Genomic DNA, 19,155 nt, shown 5'->3' on the forward strand with positions numbered 1-19,155 from the left:
GATGGTCATCGGCTTAATGTATGGTCAGTGAAAAGTAATATCGAAACATCACGCACCGCTGATATCCATTTTTCTTGCTTGCTGTACCTGCGCAGACAGAGTCTACGAAAAATTGATATCAGCAATACCGCAGCGCTTTTAGGATATTTTGACTATAGCACGTTGCAGTCTTTAGTCAAAAAACCCCGTCAAAAAGCGTCCAGCAAAAAACCTCTATTTCATTGAAATAGAGGTTTTATTTTTTGAGACAGTCGTTTTTGTGCTTACGTCGCTTTTACGCTTATAAAGAGAAACGCTTACGCAATTTACCTATTAGACTACGTACGCGACTGCTTAAATCAATACGCACATCGTTTTCAGGGTCGTGCTCGACTTCATAGCGCTTAACCAATTCAGGACTGGCTTTCAGTTTTGTATGATGCTGGAACGCACGGTTGACGCTAATCTCAAGGAGGCTAGCGCGCATTGGTTTTGGTAAGCAGCGATAGACCTGACCTTTATTAATCAAATCAATCAACAAGCCTGCATCTTGGAATTCAGTTTGTACTAAAACCACCAAGTGCGGCGCATCTTGTTTCAAGGTAAAGATAATCGGCGCGATGTTCTCGCCGCTGACATTGATGTCGGTAATACAAACACCGATATCTTCATTCGCCAAATAATCATAAGCTTCTTCTAAGCCTTTAGCATGCAGGACTCTATAGCTGTTCGAAAACTGCTTACGTATTTGCTCAATCAGATCGTTGGTTTCATCGATGACCAATAGCGTTTGTTTGTTGCCTGAGCTGTCGAATTGTTCAGCGTCTTCGTCTGGATTATAGGTCAAAGCTATTTCGGTGGCGCGACCGACGACGGCAAGCAGCTCTTCAGATTTACAAGGTTTGGTCAAATAACGATAAATCTCTCCATCGTTAATAGAGCCGATAATCGCGTTCAAATCAGCATAACCGGTCAATAAGATACGCATGGTAGACGGCGATACTTCTTTGACTTCGCGCAAGATATCGACACCAACGCGCTCAGGCATACGCTGGTCACTGACCGCCACGTGTACGTGGTTGTTTTTGATATAGTCGATATATTCAGTCGGGTCAGTGGTGATAAAAACGTCATGCGTTTTACGAAACAGCAGTTTCATCGAACGTAAAATGCGTTGTTCGTCGTCAATAAATGCCAGTTTTGGCTTTGGTTCAGACCCTAACTCCGTGCTAGGGGTTTCCATTTCAAATTCATTCATGATGGTATCCTTATGATGAATAATAGTGCTATAGCTTTATATAATCATTAAAATATCAATTATAATAAGACAGAACCTAGCGTTTACGCTGCTAGGCTTTGTTCCGTTAAGTCATTATCAATCGGTAGCGTTAAGGTAAAGGTGGTGCCAACGCCTTCGGTCGAGACCGCTTGAATGTCGCCATTATGCTGCTCCATAATCTGCTGACTGATGGCCATACCAAGTCCAGTACCTTCGCCTGCGCCCTTAGTGGTAAAGAACGGCTCAAAGATTTGATTGAGAATCTCTGTGCTCATACCTTTGCCGTTGTCGCTGACATCGATATAGACATTGCTGTCATCAGAGCGCGTCCGCACTTCGATTTTGCCATCCGGTTTTTCTCCCATGGCTTGCGCAGCGTTATTCAATAGGTTGACCAAGACTTGGTTAATCTGTGACGGCGAGCATTTAATCTCAGGCGTTGGGGCAAAGTCTGTGACAATTTCTTGATGTCTGATAGAGTTGCCAGCGATTTTCAATGACGCTTCGATACACTCGCGTACATCGATGGTTTTCACTTTTGACTCATCAAGGCGGGCAAAATTACGTAGGTTTAACACCATTTCAGTGATTTGCTCAACGCCAAAGAGTGAATCTTTAATCAGCTCTTTTAGCTCAGACGACAAGTCATCTTCTTGGATTTCATCGGAAGCACGGACGATATCTGCCAATAGCTTATCAATTTTGCCATCAGCAGCGGCATCCGTTTTAACGGCTTTTAACCCTTGTACCAGTTCAATCAGCTCTTCGTATTGCTCAGTCAACTGACCGATAATTTCAAGGTTGTTTTGCACATAAGATAATGGCGTATTTACTTCATGAGCAACACCCGCAACCATTTGACCTAACGTCGCCATTTTTTCTGAACGAATCAACTGCAGCTGAGAGTTTTTCAGCTCTTTTAGCGTATCTTGCAGCTCAGCGGTACGTTCTTCGACTTTAATCTCTAGCTGCTGATTGATATTGGCAAGCTTACCTTCGTTAGATTGGATACGGCCTAATAGGTCATTAATAGAGCCGTTTACCAGTCCAATCTCGTTGCGACCTTCAGCGAATTTAACCTCGCTTAGCTTATTATATTGCTTATTGTTAATCAGGTTTTCCGCTTTAGAGATTTTATCGGTGGTTTCTTTCAACGGTTTGAATGCCAAGAATGTCAGCATAAAGTAAATCACACCCGCTGTGATTAATAGCGCCAAGGCAATCCAGTTAATCAAGTTTTCACTGAGATTATCGGCGATAGCGTTAATTTCAGCATCAGGCTGTACAACGATAAGCTTCCAATAGGTCTCAGGAATCTCAAACACGTACGCTTGACTGCCGTTGTAGAAGTTGTCTTTAGTCAGCTCAAAGCTCTGCAATAAGCGACTATCCATAGCGTTTTGCTTGTTTTCGCTATTATTGAGATAAGCGGCATAATTGACCAAATAATAACCTTTGGAATCACCCGTTTCTGCTTTATCAATCGTATTCAATACTTGCTGTACTTGCGGCGATACGCTAGCAGCAACTTGCTCAATAGTCTCGTTACGTTGGACATCTAAGAAATCAAGCACCGGTTGCCAAGCAGGGTCTGAGTTGATAACTTGCTTAATATCAAGTGGCGTGCCTGTCTTTTCATCAATATAGCTCAAGCGTTCAGGGTTAGAAGAAGCGATAACCTTGTCACTGTTATCCAAGAGTAGAATGTAACCTGAACCTGAGCTTTCACTTAACTGAACGATGTTTTCTTGTAGCTGGTTTAGGGTAAAGTTGACCGTACTGGCACCCCAAAACTGATTGTCACGCTCGATTGCCACACCGCAGCTCATCGCCAGCTCGCCTTTGGTTTGGCTCGCGCGTACATGGTTCCAGATACAGCTCTCGGGTTTGAGCAGCTTTAAGACGCTAAACCAATCTTCCTGATAATAAGGATTGGCTGGATTTGGGTCGCTCAACACCGCTTGATAATCGCCGTTTTGACGTACCATCAGGAACGGGTGGGTAGCAGTATTTGCCCCAAGCGCACCGTTATCAGGCCAAATACCACCACTGCCTAACAAACTATAATCACGCTTATCAAAGGCATTGGCGGTACTGGCTTGTAAAATCGCCTCTTCTGTTGGCAAGGTTTGTGCGCTTTGTTGCAGCAGCAACGCACTACGCATCACCCGATTGATATCAGCAGAGATACTATTGACTGCCGTATTACCACGTTCAGCCACCAGTTTTGCAGATTCAAGGCGGATTTTCTCATAGCCTTCTTTATCAACAACATAAACGACGACGGCGAGTACGATTGCAAAAGCAATAAATAGAATAGTAGTCACTTGGGTACTGACTTGATTAAAAAAGCCAACTTTTTTGGAGGCACTCATGGTGGTGATGGTCCTTGGATAATGGTGACCACAAAAAAAACTGCCAATACAATTTAGGGTCTGATGAACATTCAAATGTGGTACTGGCAGCGTCTATTTTTTAGACAATACGCAGTGAAATTTTTGACGACTAGTCGTTCTAGGTTAGACAATTTCGCCATGTATTGGCAAAAAATAGCCCTGCCCTAAAAGGCTGATGCTAAAATCACCCCAAACGTTGTTGTAAACCTAGCTAAGGTCTCGACATTATCGTCGGTTTACGCCTGATTTGATAAAACGTTTGGGACGATTTTAGCAATCAGCAGTCCTGATATTTGAATGTTCAACAGACCCTAACACCTAAAAGTATAAAAGTTATGGCGGTATAACTTAATCGACTGATTAAATTTAATTGCCATAACTTTAAGGACTATAATTTTAAAGACTATAATTTTAAAGACTATAAAAAGCCACGCTGTGCTTAAGAACATCGTAAAGCAGTTAATGACGAATAATGAGTATCTAAAGGGTATATTTAGAGGAGCGTTTGGACAGTTCAGATAATTCAGGTAAGAAAAAAGAAATGTTCTATTGCATTTGTTAACAATACAGAAGCAATTTTATAATGACAATATTTTTTCTTTACTTGCGAGTCCTTATCTTCTTGTTTTATATGACCAACTTATGCTTGGCATTGCGGTAATCTTGCACGAATCTGCTCTTGAAAACTCAACTAAACGCACTCATCTAGCCGCTAACGTTATATAATGGTCGGCTTTATCTTGCGACCTAGCTAATAAACTGATGCTGCCGGTATGGCCGGTGACCTATCAGACTATTGATGAGTGATATCTGATGAATGATATCGCGCTAGTGACAACCCTAGCGACTCTCATTGTGAGCTATCTATTTTTTCCTATTATCTGAGTACAAAAGACATCGCCTTATGACTATCTCTATTGCTTCATTGCACAGTACTGAATTCGCCGTTGGTCAACGTTATTTATCTGATACGGAGTCTGAGCTTGGCTTGGGGGTGGTCATCGATGTTGATGACCGCTGTGTGCATATTTTATTCCCGCAAAGTGAAGAGACGCGCGTCTACGCCAAAAATTCTGCGCCATTATCACGCGTGGTGTTCAAGGTCGGCGACAGCATTTATGACCAAGATGGCAAGTGCTACATGGTCAATGCCGTTGATGAGGTCATGGGTGTACTCAAATATGGTGTCGATGAGCATGAGCGCGGCATTATGGAAACCCGCCTTGCTGCCAATATTACCTTGGCTAAGCCGCTTGAGCGTCTACTTGCTGGTCGTATTGAGCGCGGCGATTGGTATGAGCTGCGCCAAGATATCCTGCGTATGCAATCGGCGCTGGCCGGTCATCCACTCAAAGGTTTGATGGGCGCGCGCGTCGATATTATTGAACATCAGCTTTATATCGCTCACGAAGTTGGCAAACGTATCGCCCCGCGTGTGCTGCTCGCTGACGAAGTGGGTCTGGGTAAAACCATCGAAGCGGGTCTGATTATTCATCAACAGCTGCTAACGGGTAAAGCTGAGCGTGTGCTTATCCTCGTACCAGACAGTTTGCAATATCAGTGGATGATTGAGCTGCGTCGTCGCTTTAACTTAAACTTTGCTTTATTTGATTTGGTACGTACGGCAGCCATTAAAGAACACGATCCTGAACAAAACGTCTTCGCCACCGAGCAATGTATCATTGCGGGTATGGATCTATTGCTCGATCATCCTGACTTATATGACCAAGCGATGGAAGCTGGTTTTGATTTATTGGTGGTCGATGAGGCGCATCATCTGCATTGGGATGAGGCACAAGGCGGCAATGATAAATATGACTTGATTGCTGACTTTGCCGAAGAGACGCCAGGGGTGATGCTATTAACGGCAACGCCTGAGCAGCTTGGCGCGCAAAGTCACTTTGCTCGATTGCGTTTGCTCGATCCAGATCGCTTTGATGATTTGGATGAGTTTATCGATGGTCAAGAAGCCTTTGCTGAAACGGCTGCCGTCGCTGCTGTGTTAATCGAAGACAAGCCTTTGAGCGACAGTCAAATTGCCGCGTTAAGCAGCTTGCTAGACATCAGCCTTGATGAGTTGGCAACGATTAATGATGACGAAAAACTGCGCACACATGCCCTTAACGAGCTACTAGATCGTCACGGTACGGGTCGTATTTTATTCCGTAATACTCGTGAGAGTGTCAAAGGGTTTTATGGTCGTAGCAGTCAGCCGTATCCACTGGCATTGCCTGAGGCGTGGATAGACAGCTATCAAACCAATGGTAAATTGCGCGAGCAGCTATGGGGCGAAGAAAACCAACCTGACGGCGGCTGGCTAGAAGACGACCCACGTGTGCCTTGGTTGATTGATATTTTGCGCGGTGAGCTTAAGCATAAAAAAGTGCTATTGATTGCCCGTAGTGGCGCGACCGTTGAAAGCTTGGAGGCGGTATTACGTCTGCATGCAGGCATTAAGACGGCTATCTTTACTGAGCAGATGACATTGCTTGAGCGTGACCAAGCAGCCGCATTCTTCGCAGACAGTGAAGGCGCACAGATATTATTGTGCTCGGAGATTGGCTCAGAAGGTCGTAATTTCCAGTTTGCCAGCCAGCTGATACTATGGGATTTACCCGCCAATCCAGATACCTTGGAGCAGCGTATCGGTCGCCTAGATCGTATCGGACAAACCCAACAGATTATGCTGCATGTGCCTTACGTACAAGGGACGGCGCAAGAGCGACTGTATCAGTGGTATCACGATGCGCTCAATATGTTTAATCAGATTTCACCGACCGCACAGAGCGTGCAAGAGCAGTATATTCAAGACCTAAAGCCGATGCTTGAAGGCGCGGATACCGATGCTAATCGTACGACCTTGCAAGATATTATCGAAGAAGCGCTACAAACGCGGTTGGGGCTGGAAGCACAGCTACAAGCGGGTCGTGATCGCCTATTAGAATACAACTCGTGCCGTCCCCGTGTGGCTGGTCGTATCGCTGATGCCATGCGTGATTTTGATGGGCATAATCTATTGCCACAGTTTATCGAGCGTTTCTTTGCTTCTGCCAATATTGACCATAATATCCAACGCGATGGCTCGTGGGTGATTGCCCCGATTGATAGCACTGAGATTAGTGATTATATCGATGGCTTGCCACTTGGCGATGAAGACGGTATGACCTTGACCTTTGAGCGTGAGCAAGCGCTACAGCGTGAAGATATCGAATTTATCACTCATGAGCATCCATTGATGCGCGCGATTTATGAGCTAGCAAGTACCAGTACCTTTGGTAATACCACGGTGGCGATGTTAAAAAGTGCTGCCGTACCACAAGGCATGGTGTTGCTCGAAGTGAATTTTCGCGTTGAAGCCATTGCGCCAAGATTGCTCAATTTGCCAGCGACTTTAACCACACAAAATATCCGTGTGTTTATCAGTGAGCAGGGCAGTGATTTATCCGCGCGTATCAGCGCCGATATGATTATGCCGCATATTGAGCGTTTGGATAAAAACCGTGCGCGCCAAGTGATTAAAGTGCGCGGCGATGTGATTGAGCAGCGTTATTATGAAGCAGAAGACATTGCCCGTCAGCAGCTTGCAGAGATTGGTGAGCAAGCGAGTGCCCGCTTTAGCCAGCAGTGGTCACGTGAAATCAAACGCCTAAAGCACCTGCAAACTATCAATCCTAACGTCCGTCCTGCAGAGATTGAACGTCTTGAGCAACTAAAAGCCCAAGGCGAGCAAGCCTTAAGTAATTTATCGCTAGTGCCAGACTCTATCCGCGTGCTAGTGGCAGTAAAACCATAAGTTAAAATTCTGATAAAAAAACGAGGTGCTTAATCGTCTCGTTTTTTTATGATTGATTCATGACAATGGATTTCGCCTATCTTATCTGTTATCCCAATACATGAGACAGAGACTGGCTAGTAAGTGGCTATTATCTAGCCAAAGCCCGCAATTTTGGGTAAGATGTTGGCCTTCTTGCCGAATAATGAATGTTTAGTCATCGTGCTACTACAACTGTATTTTTTGTTCTAGAATCTCCCTTGTGTCTTTCTAACAAGTGATTTCAAATTATTTTACATTCAACCGCAAAGGATCTTTCGCGATATCATATCGATATCGTTGAGTGCGTGTTTTTAGAGGCTCGTTTTTAGATGCTTAGCGTTTTTGATAAAAATAAGGAAACATATCGTCATGTCCGATTATTCGCAACTGATTGATGAGCTGCTGGCTACTGTAGCGCTTATTGAAGTTACCCCCGATGTCTTTGAGGGTAAGAGCCATGACTATGTTGGCAGTCGTATTTTTGGTGGGCAAGTGCTGGCGCAAGCGATCATGGCAGCGGCTCATACACTCGATCAAGAAAAGCCTTGTCACTCACTGCATGGCTATTTTTTGCGTGGTGGTGACATCAATCAGCCGGTGATTTATCAAGTGCGTCGCCTACGTGACGGTCGCAGTCTGTCTGCGCGCGAAGTAACGGCGATTCAATATAAAGAAGTACGTGGCAAAGCGCCGATCGAGCAAGTGATATTTTCGATGATTGCCTCGTTTTCGCCGATGGAAGAAGGCTTGGAGTATCAAGAAGATATGCCAGTCTATCCGCCGCCTGAAGATTTGCTCGCCGAGCAGGATTTAAAAGAAGAGTATGTCGGAAAAGTCCCAGACGCGCTAAAAGCCCGTTTTATGCGCCGTCGTCATGTTGAGATTAAGCCGGTCAAACCGCGTGACCCGATTCATCCAGAGCCGATGAAGCCTAAACAGGCGAACTGGTTGCGCATTCGTGAGCTTGGCAAGCAGCCTATTGCTATTCAGCAAGCACTGTTGGCATTCTCTTCTGATTTTTATCTGGTTGGTACAGGGCTGATGTCACACGGCGTTAGCTTTATGACCAGCGGCTTACAAGCGGCCAGTATCGATCATTCGATGCATTTTCATCGTAATTTTGATTTGAATAATTGGCTATTATATGACATGTGGAGTGATACCACGTCTAATGCCAAGGGCTTAAACCATGGCCAGTTTTGGCAAGATGGTCGATTGGTAGCAACGGTACAACAAGAAGGCTTGATGCGTTTGCGTGTGCCAAAGTCTTAATCTTCTAGTATTTCTTAAATAAAAAAAGCGACTCATGATTCATTGTGAGTCGCTTTTTTTATGAATTTTATTTAAGTGAATTCACTTATTGTTCTAAAATCTTAACCATCGCTCGTGGCAACCCAAGGGTTGCCTGAGCATCATTAGCATTTAACCAATGAATATTAATCTCTGCCGCTTGTAAGGCTTCGGTCATTTCGGCAGTTTGCTTAGCATTTAAAGTCACCGACTGTGGTGTCAAATACCAATGAAAATGGGTCAGCGAATGCTTAATAGGGGCATCGTCTAATAAAGTTTTACTGACTGTTTTTGCAACTATTTTATTGTTATTCAGCCACTCGTTAATAATCTGCTCAGCAGTGGTAAATTCTGTTTCATATACTTTTTCATTGCTAGTAACTTTTAATGGTTTATCCTCACTGGCTTCTGAATTTTTAGCAGTTGTTTTGCCACTTATTTTACCGTCAATTTTTTCAACAAACTGCAAAGGCAAACTCCACAGTCCGCCCCAAATACCGTTATCGGGGCGCTGTAACCACAGTATTTTGCCATCCGTATTTTTAATTAATAGCGCATTGCTATACTTACTGGGTTTAGGCTGCTTTTTCGCTTTGACTGGATAATCGGTTTCGCGACCTTGCGCATGGGCAATACAATCATCTTGTAGCGGACATAAAAGACAAGCAGGCTTGCTACGAGTACATAAAGTTGCGCCCATATCCATCATCGCTTGCGCAAACAATCCTGAGTTTTCCCTAGGGGTTAAACGTTCTGCCAATGCCCACAGTTCTTTGGTCGTGGCAGATTTGGTAATGTCGCCATCGATTGCCGCCCACCTTGTGATTACTCGTTTAACGTTACCATCACAGATGAGGCCATAACGATGTAGCCCCATCGCCATAATCGCGCCAGCAGTCGACGGGCCAACGCCAGATATCGCTTCCCAACCGGCTAAGGTTTGCGGAAACTCGCCCGTTTTATCGATTACCTCAACCAACTGCTTAGCACCTTTATGCAAATTACGTGCGCGCGCATAGTAGCCAAGCCCCGCCCAATGCTCCGCCACCATATCCCATTCTGCTGCGGCTAAATCTTGCACGGTCGGAAAGGACTCCATAAAACGGGCAAAGTAGGGCAGCACTGTCGTTACTTGCGTTTGCTGGAGCATGACTTCGGATAACCAAACGATATAAGGATTGGGCGTATCGGTTTGATGCTGCTGCCAAGGCAGGTCATGGCGACCATTTTCAGCAAACCAATCGAGCAGGCGTGGAGCGAAGGAGTCGAGGTTGGTGTCGGTATGGATAAAAGTAATAGATATCATAGGCAATGGGCGAGCAATTCAAAGAGTATGAGAGTTATATGAGGGTCGCATGTGGGGATTAAAGGCGTTATCGATAGATGCTGTCTAAAGTTTGACCTGCGGCATTTTTCCATTCAATCCAGCCGTTAGTCGAACGACCTGACACTAAAGAACTGGCTCCACTGGGTGTTTTAAATAAATGATTTTCAGTGAGCTTATAGCTTGTATCATTTACCGCTATGAGTTTGCCACTACTGAGTAGACTCTCTTTTAATTTAGCCACAAATGGTGGAGCTGATGACGTTTGTGTTTGTCGTATTAAAGAGCCTGCTAATACTACAAAGCCATCGTCATCATAATAGCCTTGTGCATCGCCATCTTTTACCTTGTAATAAAACAGGACTGGGATAGGTTTCGTTGGAGATATTTCAGCTGTTTTTTTAACTTTAACATCAGTGGGTGTGGTCAGTTTATGTGCATCAGTCTCGTTGCTATAAAGGCTATCGTGAATAGCTAAAGATTCAAAAATAGGTTGACCCAAGGTTGATAGTAAAACATCAAGGGTGTGAAACAACTCTTCGCAGTCAGCTTTTAATGGGTCGGGTGTATGCGGCTTATTACCACTATTACCATTTTTTAGCTCATAGCGCCCCACGTCAAGGGCAGTGGCAATTGCTTTATGCTCCATATACAGCGCATGGGTTTGGGTCATGGAATTATTGGTTGAAAGCATGACAAAAGCCCGCGTCCAAAAGTCTTTTTTATGATGTTGATTGAGACGAGTTTTCAAATCGCCAGTTTGCCCGATATAAAGTAATGGCTTATCTATACTGTCGGTGTCACCAATCAAAAAATATAAGCCAACTTGATTGGCATCTGGCATCGCAAAAAAATCATCAATATGAATGCGTGGAATCTCAATCAAACGCACCGTACGCGTGGTCATCTCTGCCAAGCGCAATCCGCGAGGATTACCTTTTGGCAGATAAATCTGAATGGTTTTAGCAGAGGGTATTAACGGATTCATAGTAGCCAATATTCTTTATGCAATTTATTTACGATTCTTCCGCGTTTTTAATCGACGTAAGCGCTTTTCTTCTTCTTTAGCAATTCTTTTCTCTTCAGCAGCCAGACGTTGCTCAGCGACGACGACTTCTTCAGCCTCAGTCATAGCTGGCGTCTCAAGCGTAATACGCCCAAGCTTACCACTACGCAGCTCATTAATCAGAATCTCAGACATACGGTAAGTATCGACTTTATTACCCGAACGTACACAGCCGCGATTACGTCCCGCAACTTCAAAAAACTCCCAATCAGTCTTCGGCAGCTCTTCAATTTTATAGCGAGTTTTTAGCAGCTCAGGATAGGCATGCATCAAGTACTCAGCGGTGTAACTGGCCACATCAGCGAAGTCAAAAGCGGTATCACGAATACCGCCGGTCGCCGCCAAGCGATAGCCAGAGTTTTCATTTTCGACCTTTGGCCATAGCATACCGGGGGTATCATAGAGCATGATGTCATCGTCAAGCTTAATCAGCTGCTGCGACTTAGTGACCGCTGGCTCGTCGCCGGTTCTTGCCACGGCGCGTCCAGCTAAGGTATTAATCAACGTTGATTTACCAACGTTTGGAATACCCATAATCATGGCTTTTATTTGGCGACCGGTGCCGACTTTATTGGGTACAAGTTGTTTACAGATGGCGATAATACGCTTTACATCATTGGCTTTCTCGGTATCACAAGCAATGGCTTTGACACCGCTTTGCTGCTCAAGATAGTCCATCCATGCTTGGGTCAATTCAGGGTCAGCAAGGTCGGCTTTGTTCAGGATTTTGATCACGGGTTTTTCGCCGCGTAATGCTGCGACCATGGGATTTTCACTGCTATAAGGAATACGCGCGTCAATCACTTCAATGACGACATCCATTTGCGGCATGATTTCTTTGATTTCATTGCGGGCCTTATTCATATGCCCAGGGAACCACTGAATACTTACTCTCTTATCCATCTGCTTTACTAACCTTTTATAAAAAATGCTCAAAGTAAGACGATCGTCATTTACTTTTTATGGCGTTCAGTTTACTACAGAACCACAGTGCTCACGCCACAATTTCGCCCAACCAGATGTGCGGCTACTCTTGTGCCTGATTGACGCTTTCCTCGCGGGCAGGCGGCAACGGTGCCAAATAACCAATTAATAATATTAAACTGCCTGCGCCAAGGAAGGATATGACTCGCCAAATTGCCTCAGTCTGTGACAAATCTATCAAGACCAGCTTGAGGACGACGATACCTATATAATTATTTATTTCACAAAGGCTTCATCTAGTTGTTTATACATATTGAGAGATTTCTCAGACTCTATCTTTATATTCTCGTATAAGCTGTTAGCTATAACCCTAATAGCGTGTTGCTCAGTCTCATTGAGCTTTGGATATTTGTACTTCTCAAAATTAGATAGTATCTTCATTTTTCTAGCTTCAAATAATTGAAGCTCATTTCTTCGTTCGCAAACCTTGAATAGGTGTTGCTCCCAATGACAGTAATGTTTATTTTCTAACCTTTCTCGCTTATTGCATGACTTACAACATGGAACAATATTACCAGGGTGATGAAGTCCATACTCTGTACGATTAAACATTAAAACATGTTCGATCTGCAGCGCATTAGAAGTATCACCACAGTAAGCACAGTAGTTGGCGAAGTCTTGATCTTTAATATTCTGCCAAATTGCTTTCCCTTTTCCACTACCCGTATTAAAGGAATGGCCTAAGTAATGCTCACCAACTTTTGTTAGAAATGCTCGTACAGCGGTGTTAGCTGAATCTGATGAACTATTGTATACTGCCATATATCTAATGGGCCTTAAAAGTAGACTATATAGTTTACCTAACTTATAAATATAAATTGAATATTTTATATACTTAGGTCAAAGCAAAATCGCTATTATCCAGCAATCGCTATTTTTAGAATAATTTTACTAACAATGGATGTAAGCATTTAATATGACTCTACAATCAGATAGAAAGTCAGTCTCATTTAAAGCACAGGCTCGAACTATTGATCATCTAGGCAAAGGTCAAATTGCTGATGCTCCTACTGCTGTTAGTGAATTATGGAAAAACTCATACGATGCTTACGCAAGAGATGTGGCGCTTCATTTATATGATGCAGATATAAAGTGTGGAGCGATTATCGACAATGGCTGCGGAATGACATTTGATCAGCTAAGTGACAGCTGGTTAACCATTGGTACTGCCTCAAAAACCACTAAAAAACTTCTTCCGGCAGAAGATCGTTTTGACTTACCTGATCGTTCTACGCAAGGTGAAAAAGGGATAGGTCGTCTTTCTACTGCTTTCTTAGCCCCAGTTACTCTAATTGTTACTAAAAAGAAAGACTCTCGCTTTTCTGCAGCGCTTATTGATTGGCGGCTCTTTGAGAACACTTACCTAAGCTTGCAGGATGTCAAAGTACCAATGAGTGAGTTTGATACTTTAGACCAATTACCTGAACTTTGCTCTGAACTACAGAACGATATGTTATCCAACTTAGCGCTAGAATCTTCAAAAGATGATCCTGATTCACTACTTCTAAGACGAGCGTGGGATAAGTTTACAAAAGATGAAAAGGAAATGTTTGATTCACATAAGAGTAATGAAAGTGCTAGCGAATTTATTTCAACAGAAGATCAGATAAAGCTTCTTAATAAGTCATTTTCTTTTAACACGCACTATTTGGACAGTTGGAAAGAAATGCTTGAAAAGGTTGAAGATTTAGATGGTTCAACGCATGGTACAGCTCTTTTTTTATTGGACTTGAATCGTGATCTAGAATTATTAACTAATAGAGGTGGCCTAGGAAGGGACTCAGATGAATTTATAGCGATTGAAGAAAACTTAGTTGATACACTAAGAGCTTTCGTAAACCCTTATGACAGAGAAGAAGAAGATGAAAAAGTTACTTTTCATTATGAAATAATACAGTTTGACCGCATGTTTTGGAAAACAGGAAGTTTCAGTACTATTTTAGATTATCGTGACGTGTTCGATTACCACGACTTTTCAAATTTAGAACATAAGGTTGAAGGTGTTGTAGATGAAAAAGGTTGGTTCAGAGGTTCTGTTAGAGCCTTTGGTGTAGAGTATAAAAATATTGAAATCCCATGCCGCTCTTCAGGAATGGCGGCATATACTCAAACCGGACCATTTGGTTTACAATTAGGTGCTTTTGAGTTTGAACAAGCTAAGTCAACTCACACATCAGAAGAGTTAACTGCTATAAAGGCTCAAGCAGAAAAATATTCGGGTTTTATGATCTCTCGAGATGGGTTACGAGTATTACCTTATGGTCGCATAGATAATGATTATTTCGAAATAGAAGAAAGAAGGTCCAATAGAGCTGGTCGCTACTATTGGTCAAGCCGCCGCTTATTTGGACATATTGCGCTTCATCAGCAAGATAATTACCGTCTTAAAGATAAGGCAGGACGAGAAGGCTTTATCATTAATCAAGCCGCAAGAGAACTTAAATCTCTGGTTACTAACCTATTAATAAATTTAGCAGACAAATTTTTTGGTTCAAAATCTGATAATCGTCAAGTAATGCTCGAAGCACTTTCCAAAGCCAAACAAAAACAGAAGAAAGCACAAAAGGCATCCGCTAAAACAAACGTTACAACCTTTACTTCCACACTTAAAAAAAATGAAAGCATATTAGGTGAACAAGTTGAAGAAGCAAAAATCCTACATAGTGAATTGAATAACGATATTGATATCTCACTTAATCAACTGGATAACCTTATCAAAAAAATTGATAAAATTGAAGCTCTAAGAACTGAACTCAAAGTACCTATTAAGCCAGCTAAAGTGAGAGACTCTCTTGAAGAGCAATATCGATCTTATCGAGATATGTTTGCTGAGCTTACTGAGCTGTTGCAAACTTGCAGAGAGAAGCTAAATAAGATTGAGGCTAAAGGTCAGTACTTTTCACCTATTCAAAGTGCTGAAAAGAAATATAAAAGTAGTGAGTCCTCGTTAAATAAGCAGATAAACAGCTATACGAATAATATAGATAACACTTTTGAGCGACTCAAGAATATCTGGCTGAACCAATCTAGAGAAGACAAAAAAGCTTTTGAGAAAGAAGCGCTTCCAATTTTAGATGCAGTGACTGAATCTAGTGATGTAGCATCCGTACTCAACAGTATAGATGCTATTTACATTACGCTAGCTGATGAATTTTCTTATAAATACGATGCATTCTTGCAAGCACTGGATAAGCTTGAAAACGGTATTGATTTAGATTCGGCATTCATAATTGCAGAGGAAGAGCGTGCTAATGCGGAGCAGGAAGTTAATCAAATTCGTAGTCTAGCGCAATTAGGTATCAGTTTTGAGGTGTTAGCACATGAGTTAAACGCGCAAGACCAATCTGTAACACGTTCTCTAAAATCAATGAGCACCAGTGCTCAGAGCGAGATTGGTTTTAAAAATGCCATGAAAGCCCATAAGCAATTTACTGAGTACCTACGTTTCCTATCGCCATTGAAGTTGTCTGGTTATCAATCACGTGACGATATTACTGGAACTGAAATACTCAAAAACATAGATACTTTCTTTAGAGATAGGTTTCAGCGTCAAAATGTAGAGTTCAAAGTAAGTTCGTCGTTTGAAAATATGGTAGTGGTAGATGTGAAATCACGCATTATTCCAGTGTTTGTAAATATAATAAATAATGCACTTTACTGGGTTGGCCTTGCAGAGAGTAGAGTAATAGAAATTGATATTGTAGATGACTTAGTAGTAATAGCAAACAGTGGCCCTCCAGTCGATCCGGATGATATAGATAGATTGTTTGAGCTTTTTTACAGCCGGCGTTCAAGTGGCAACGGTGTCGGACTTTATCTATCTAGGCAAAACCTAGCTGTAGCACATCATAAAATTTGGTATGCACAAAAGGAAGAGGAAAAGCTCATCAAAGATGGTGCCAACTTTATAATTCAATTTCGTGGTATGGAAATCAAAAAATGACAGTAGCTTATAAACAAAAAATAGTTCAAGCTTTCCGCGATAATGCTATTAGGTCTGTTTTATTAATTGATGATGAATATCAGCCGTATGAGACTCTTGTCAAAAATAGAGCTAACCTCGATAGAAAATTGAATGATTTAGTAAACTCAGATATTACTGATTTGACTAAGTATAAGGAAAGACTAGTCAATATACTTCAAGGTGAAGAGGTTCATACAGACAATAAAGTTGAAAGTTTTTTACGACGTAGCGATACAGCACAACAATTTGTTGAGTTTTTCCATTCTAAAAAAAGAATTTGTACAGTAGAAAGCGATGTGAGTCAGTTAGAAGTTGAAAAAATAAGAAAAAGTGACTTGGTAATTTTAGATTATCATCTCAACCCTGAAGATAAAGGTAATGAGGCTAAATATTCTTTAAAACTTATATCTGACTTATCAACTAATAAGCATATGAATATTGTTGTAGTTTATACGAACGAAGAACTTGAAAGCGTATGGCAGCAGATTGCATCAGTTTTGCATGGAGATAGATCCAATTCCATCGCTTTTCAAGATGAAGAGCTAGCAGCGTGGGAAGAGTATGCATTAGATTGGGAAAAAGAGTGGGAAAACGCTGTTTTTAAGAAATCGATGATTCATAAATACCTACTCGGTGATCTGGATTTAGATGCTTTACTTACAGAAATGAAGTCTTGCTTAGATGAAGAGATTAGAGAGTCTCTTCAAGTTTCTCATATTCAGAAATTAATCGAAATCTCATTGCTGAAACTTAATACTATTAAAGCTAACAAATCAAATTTTGTACTTCATGGTACTAAGGGTAAGTGGATTCAAGCTGGTTATGTATTTATTGCTTTGAAATCTAAAGAGGTAGAAGATAAACCTTCAGAAGTTTGGGATTGTATTCAAGACTCTCTTTGTGACTGGAAACCGAGCTTTTATAGGGTTATAACTTCAGAACTTCAAAACCAAATTGAAGACGCTAATTTATCAATGGAAAAGGTGCTATCTAAAGAAAAAATGGAGCAAATTTCTATGCTTTGGGGGGTTTTAAGAGTTGAAGAAAATAGCCGCAATGATGCTGCTAAAGTGATGTTGGGTAATCTGTTGCATGATGTCTCAGAAAATATTAGAAATGACTCTACACTAATAAAATTTGTAGTGGACTCCGTAAATAATACTTCTGAAGAATTACCTAAATTTATCGATTTCAAGGAAAATTATGTTAAGCACAGCAATTTTATTAATAAAATGCTTGATATAGCAGCAGAAAACTATGAAGTAGGCATTGCAGGAAACATTGATACTGACTTTCGATGTAATGTAGTTCATGCTTTTAATGAGCAGCTTTGTACTGTAAAAGAAGATGTAAGTCATATATCTACAGGCGTTATTATTAAAGATATTGATGAAGGTAGCTATTATTTGTGCATAGCGCCAAGCTGTAATACGGTTCCAAATCAAACTACTGGAGGTAGTCTGGCAAAAGCTATGACACCTCATCGCGCAATGAGATTCATCAAACTGAAGATAGAAGATAACTTAAAAAAAGCATTAAAAACTGCTCATCAGTCTGATACTATTTTTATAAGTGATAAAGACAGAAGATTAGCTTTAAAGGTTTATGAAACAGAAGGAACTCCTGCTATAGATCAAGGTTTTGTAGTAAACCATGACGATGAAAAAATAAGTATAGGATCAACTAAGAGAATAAAATTTGTGATCACAAATAGTGAAAAAGAATTAGAAATAGTTGAAAAAGAGTTCTTACCGATAGCTAAATTAAGAGCTGGATTTGCATCTCGTTATCAAAATACTCAATTACAGTATGAAGCTAGAATTGGAGTGGATTTTATCAGCGCAGTTATTACTTAGTGCTTTCTTCTAAAACTAATTTTATATGGCTTATCAGCACTTGTGCCATTGTAATAGGAACAGCATTACCTATTTGCTTTGCCATGGCCATTGAGCCACCAGTAAATATGTAATCATCTGGAAAGGTTTGTAGGCGTGCAGCATGACGCAAAGTAATGCCATGATTTAACCAGGGATGTACAAAGCGTCCTTTCGAAGGGTTGTTACATCCCGCTGTAATTGTATTTGCTTGTATATGTGGATAAATACGGCCATAGACATCTTTATGGCCTTTGTAATTTTTGTGACAGTTCAGCTCTCTACCTGACTCTTCTCTATCACCTAATAGTGGTGTATTTTCAAAAACTTTAGTCAATGCTTCAGAGTGAGTCATACTTAAGTTACATGAATCTTGAGCCTTAAGTTTTTCGCCCCATTTCAAGGATTTAATTATCTTAGCTGACTCTTCTTTAGAATATCCAAACTTTTCTGCAAGTCGTTCTTTGAAGATATCTAAGATTTTTGAATTTGGCTTTTCAAAAGCTAATGAGGCAGCTAACCATGGAGAGTTACCAGATTTATGGTGGGTCGGGGGTGGTGGCCAATCGATATCTTCTTGCATTACATCATCGCGAAGTGCAAATATAAAAGCACGTCGACGATTTTGAGGTACGCCATAATCACGTGCGTTCAAAATAAGCGGTTCACCAGCAACGATTGTATAACCATGCTTCTTGGCAAGATTTAAAAAATCATTAAGGTATTTTTCGTGACGAGGCCACAGTAAACCAGGGACATTTTCTACTAAGAAAGCCTTAGGCTTTAAATGTTCTACAAAATCAAAATAACGAATGAGTAGGGCGTTTCTTGGGTCATCTTTGCCTGAGTCGTTAATACGATGAGAAGAGAAACCTTGACATGGTGGGCCACCCAGTAGAATATCTAAATGTCCCTTTTTAATACCTTGATATCGCATTATTGAATCAATATTAACTTTCGTTATATCTTCAGCAAAAACTTGTGTTTTTGCCTTGAGTCGATCTACCAAATTTTTTTGATAAGTTTCGGCTGCGTATTGGTCAAATTCAATCGCAGCAAGTACATCCACGCCAGCATTATGAGCTGCAAGCGAGAAACCACCTGCGCCTGAAAATAAATCTATTGCTGTCAACTTCTGTACCATTTCACACTCTCAACAATCAAAACGATGACAATTATACTGAA

At 41.5% G+C, this 19,155-nt stretch carries 11 protein-coding genes and 1 pseudogene; 4 read left to right on the top strand and 8 right to left on the bottom strand.

Annotation, left to right across the window (positions count from 1 at the left end; genetic code table 11):
• Positions 1-280: 280 nt before the first annotated feature.
• A complete protein-coding gene (locus tag W293_RS0105805; RefSeq protein WP_025651532.1) occupies positions 281-1,237 on the bottom strand; it encodes a response regulator in 957 nt (318 codons plus the stop codon).
• An 83-nt stretch (positions 1,238-1,320) separates the two neighbouring features.
• The gene (locus W293_RS0105810) at positions 1,321-3,633 is read right to left on the bottom strand and encodes a sensor histidine kinase (RefSeq protein ID WP_025651533.1); all 2,313 of its coding nucleotides are present in this window, start codon (positions 3,631-3,633) and stop codon (positions 1,321-1,323) included.
• Between the two features lie 925 nt (positions 3,634-4,558).
• Here W293_RS0105810 and rapA point away from each other — a divergent pair.
• Complete coding sequence (gene rapA, locus W293_RS0105815; protein WP_051395144.1) at positions 4,559-7,447, top strand: RNA polymerase-associated protein RapA; 2,889 nt, start codon at positions 4,559-4,561, stop codon at positions 7,445-7,447.
• 390 nt (positions 7,448-7,837) lie between these two features.
• Positions 7,838-8,740: an acyl-CoA thioesterase gene (locus W293_RS0105820; RefSeq protein WP_025651536.1), complete on the top strand. Its 903-nt coding sequence runs from the start codon at positions 7,838-7,840 to the stop codon at positions 8,738-8,740.
• A gap of 85 nt (positions 8,741-8,825) precedes the next feature.
• On the opposite strand, the gene mutY is transcribed toward W293_RS0105820, so the two are convergent.
• The 5 genes and pseudogenes from mutY to W293_RS0105840 all read right to left on the bottom strand — a co-directional run bounded on the left by mutY (position 8,826) and on the right by W293_RS0105840 (position 12,894).
• Positions 8,826-10,064 carry an A/G-specific adenine glycosylase gene (mutY, locus tag W293_RS0105825; RefSeq protein WP_025651537.1) on the bottom strand — a complete coding sequence of 413 codons (1,239 nt, stop codon included), beginning with the start codon at positions 10,062-10,064 and terminating at the stop codon, positions 8,826-8,828.
• Between the two features lie 67 nt (positions 10,065-10,131).
• A complete protein-coding gene (locus W293_RS16140) occupies positions 10,132-11,070 on the bottom strand; it encodes a GIY-YIG nuclease family protein (protein WP_037025955.1) in 939 nt (312 codons plus the stop codon).
• A 24-nt stretch (positions 11,071-11,094) separates the two neighbouring features.
• Positions 11,095-12,051, bottom strand: a complete 957-nt coding sequence (ylqF, locus tag W293_RS0105835; protein ID WP_025651538.1) for a ribosome biogenesis GTPase YlqF — start codon at positions 12,049-12,051, stop codon at positions 11,095-11,097.
• A gap of 124 nt (positions 12,052-12,175) precedes the next feature.
• Positions 12,176-12,340, bottom strand: a pseudogene (locus tag W293_RS17205) (DUF2339 domain-containing protein); the annotation flags it as partial.
• 8 nt (positions 12,341-12,348) lie between these two features.
• A complete protein-coding gene (locus W293_RS0105840) occupies positions 12,349-12,894 on the bottom strand; it encodes an HNH endonuclease (RefSeq protein WP_025651539.1) in 546 nt (181 codons plus the stop codon).
• Positions 12,895-13,048: 154 nt separating this feature from the next.
• Between W293_RS0105840 and W293_RS16145 the strand changes: the two genes are divergently transcribed.
• Positions 13,049-16,075 carry an ATP-binding protein gene (locus tag W293_RS16145; RefSeq protein ID WP_025651540.1) on the top strand — a complete coding sequence of 1,009 codons (3,027 nt, stop codon included), beginning with the start codon at positions 13,049-13,051 and terminating at the stop codon, positions 16,073-16,075.
• Complete coding sequence (locus tag W293_RS0105850) at positions 16,072-17,952, top strand: response regulator receiver domain (RefSeq protein WP_025651541.1); 1,881 nt, start codon at positions 16,072-16,074, stop codon at positions 17,950-17,952. The genes W293_RS16145 and W293_RS0105850 overlap by 4 nt, the downstream gene beginning before the upstream one ends.
• Here W293_RS0105850 and W293_RS0105855 read toward each other — a convergent pair.
• Positions 17,945-19,114 carry a DNA cytosine methyltransferase gene (locus tag W293_RS0105855; RefSeq protein WP_198015423.1) on the bottom strand — a complete coding sequence of 390 codons (1,170 nt, stop codon included), beginning with the start codon at positions 19,112-19,114 and terminating at the stop codon, positions 17,945-17,947. The two genes, W293_RS0105850 and W293_RS0105855, sit on opposite strands and share 8 nt — an antisense overlap.
• Between the last annotated feature and the right edge of the window lie 41 nt (positions 19,115-19,155).

This window comes from Psychrobacter sp. TB67 (genome assembly GCF_000511065.1).
GTDB classification, from domain to species: domain Bacteria; phylum Pseudomonadota; class Gammaproteobacteria; order Pseudomonadales; family Moraxellaceae; genus Psychrobacter; species Psychrobacter okhotskensis.

What these genes read in the sequence shown, in the direction of transcription:
- W293_RS0105805 (WP_025651532.1), bottom strand. Translation starts at nt 1,237, where the DNA reads ATGAATGAATTTGAAATGGAAACCCCTAGCACGGAGTTAGGGTCTGAA.
- W293_RS0105810 (WP_025651533.1), bottom strand. Translation starts at nt 3,633, where the DNA reads ATGAGTGCCTCCAAAAAAGTTGGCTTTTTTAATCAAGTCAGTACCCAA.
- rapA (WP_051395144.1), top strand. Translation starts at nt 4,559, where the DNA reads ATGACTATCTCTATTGCTTCATTGCACAGTACTGAATTCGCCGTTGGT.
- W293_RS0105820 (WP_025651536.1), top strand. Translation starts at nt 7,838, where the DNA reads ATGTCCGATTATTCGCAACTGATTGATGAGCTGCTGGCTACTGTAGCG.
- mutY (WP_025651537.1), bottom strand. Translation starts at nt 10,064, where the DNA reads ATGATATCTATTACTTTTATCCATACCGACACCAACCTCGACTCCTTC.
- W293_RS16140 (WP_037025955.1), bottom strand. Translation starts at nt 11,070, where the DNA reads ATGAATCCGTTAATACCCTCTGCTAAAACCATTCAGATTTATCTGCCA.
- ylqF (WP_025651538.1), bottom strand. Translation starts at nt 12,051, where the DNA reads ATGGATAAGAGAGTAAGTATTCAGTGGTTCCCTGGGCATATGAATAAG.
- W293_RS0105840 (WP_025651539.1), bottom strand. Translation starts at nt 12,894, where the DNA reads ATGGCAGTATACAATAGTTCATCAGATTCAGCTAACACCGCTGTACGA.
- W293_RS16145 (WP_025651540.1), top strand. Translation starts at nt 13,049, where the DNA reads ATGACTCTACAATCAGATAGAAAGTCAGTCTCATTTAAAGCACAGGCT.
- W293_RS0105850 (WP_025651541.1), top strand. Translation starts at nt 16,072, where the DNA reads ATGACAGTAGCTTATAAACAAAAAATAGTTCAAGCTTTCCGCGATAAT.
- W293_RS0105855 (WP_198015423.1), bottom strand. Translation starts at nt 19,114, where the DNA reads ATGGTACAGAAGTTGACAGCAATAGATTTATTTTCAGGCGCAGGTGGT.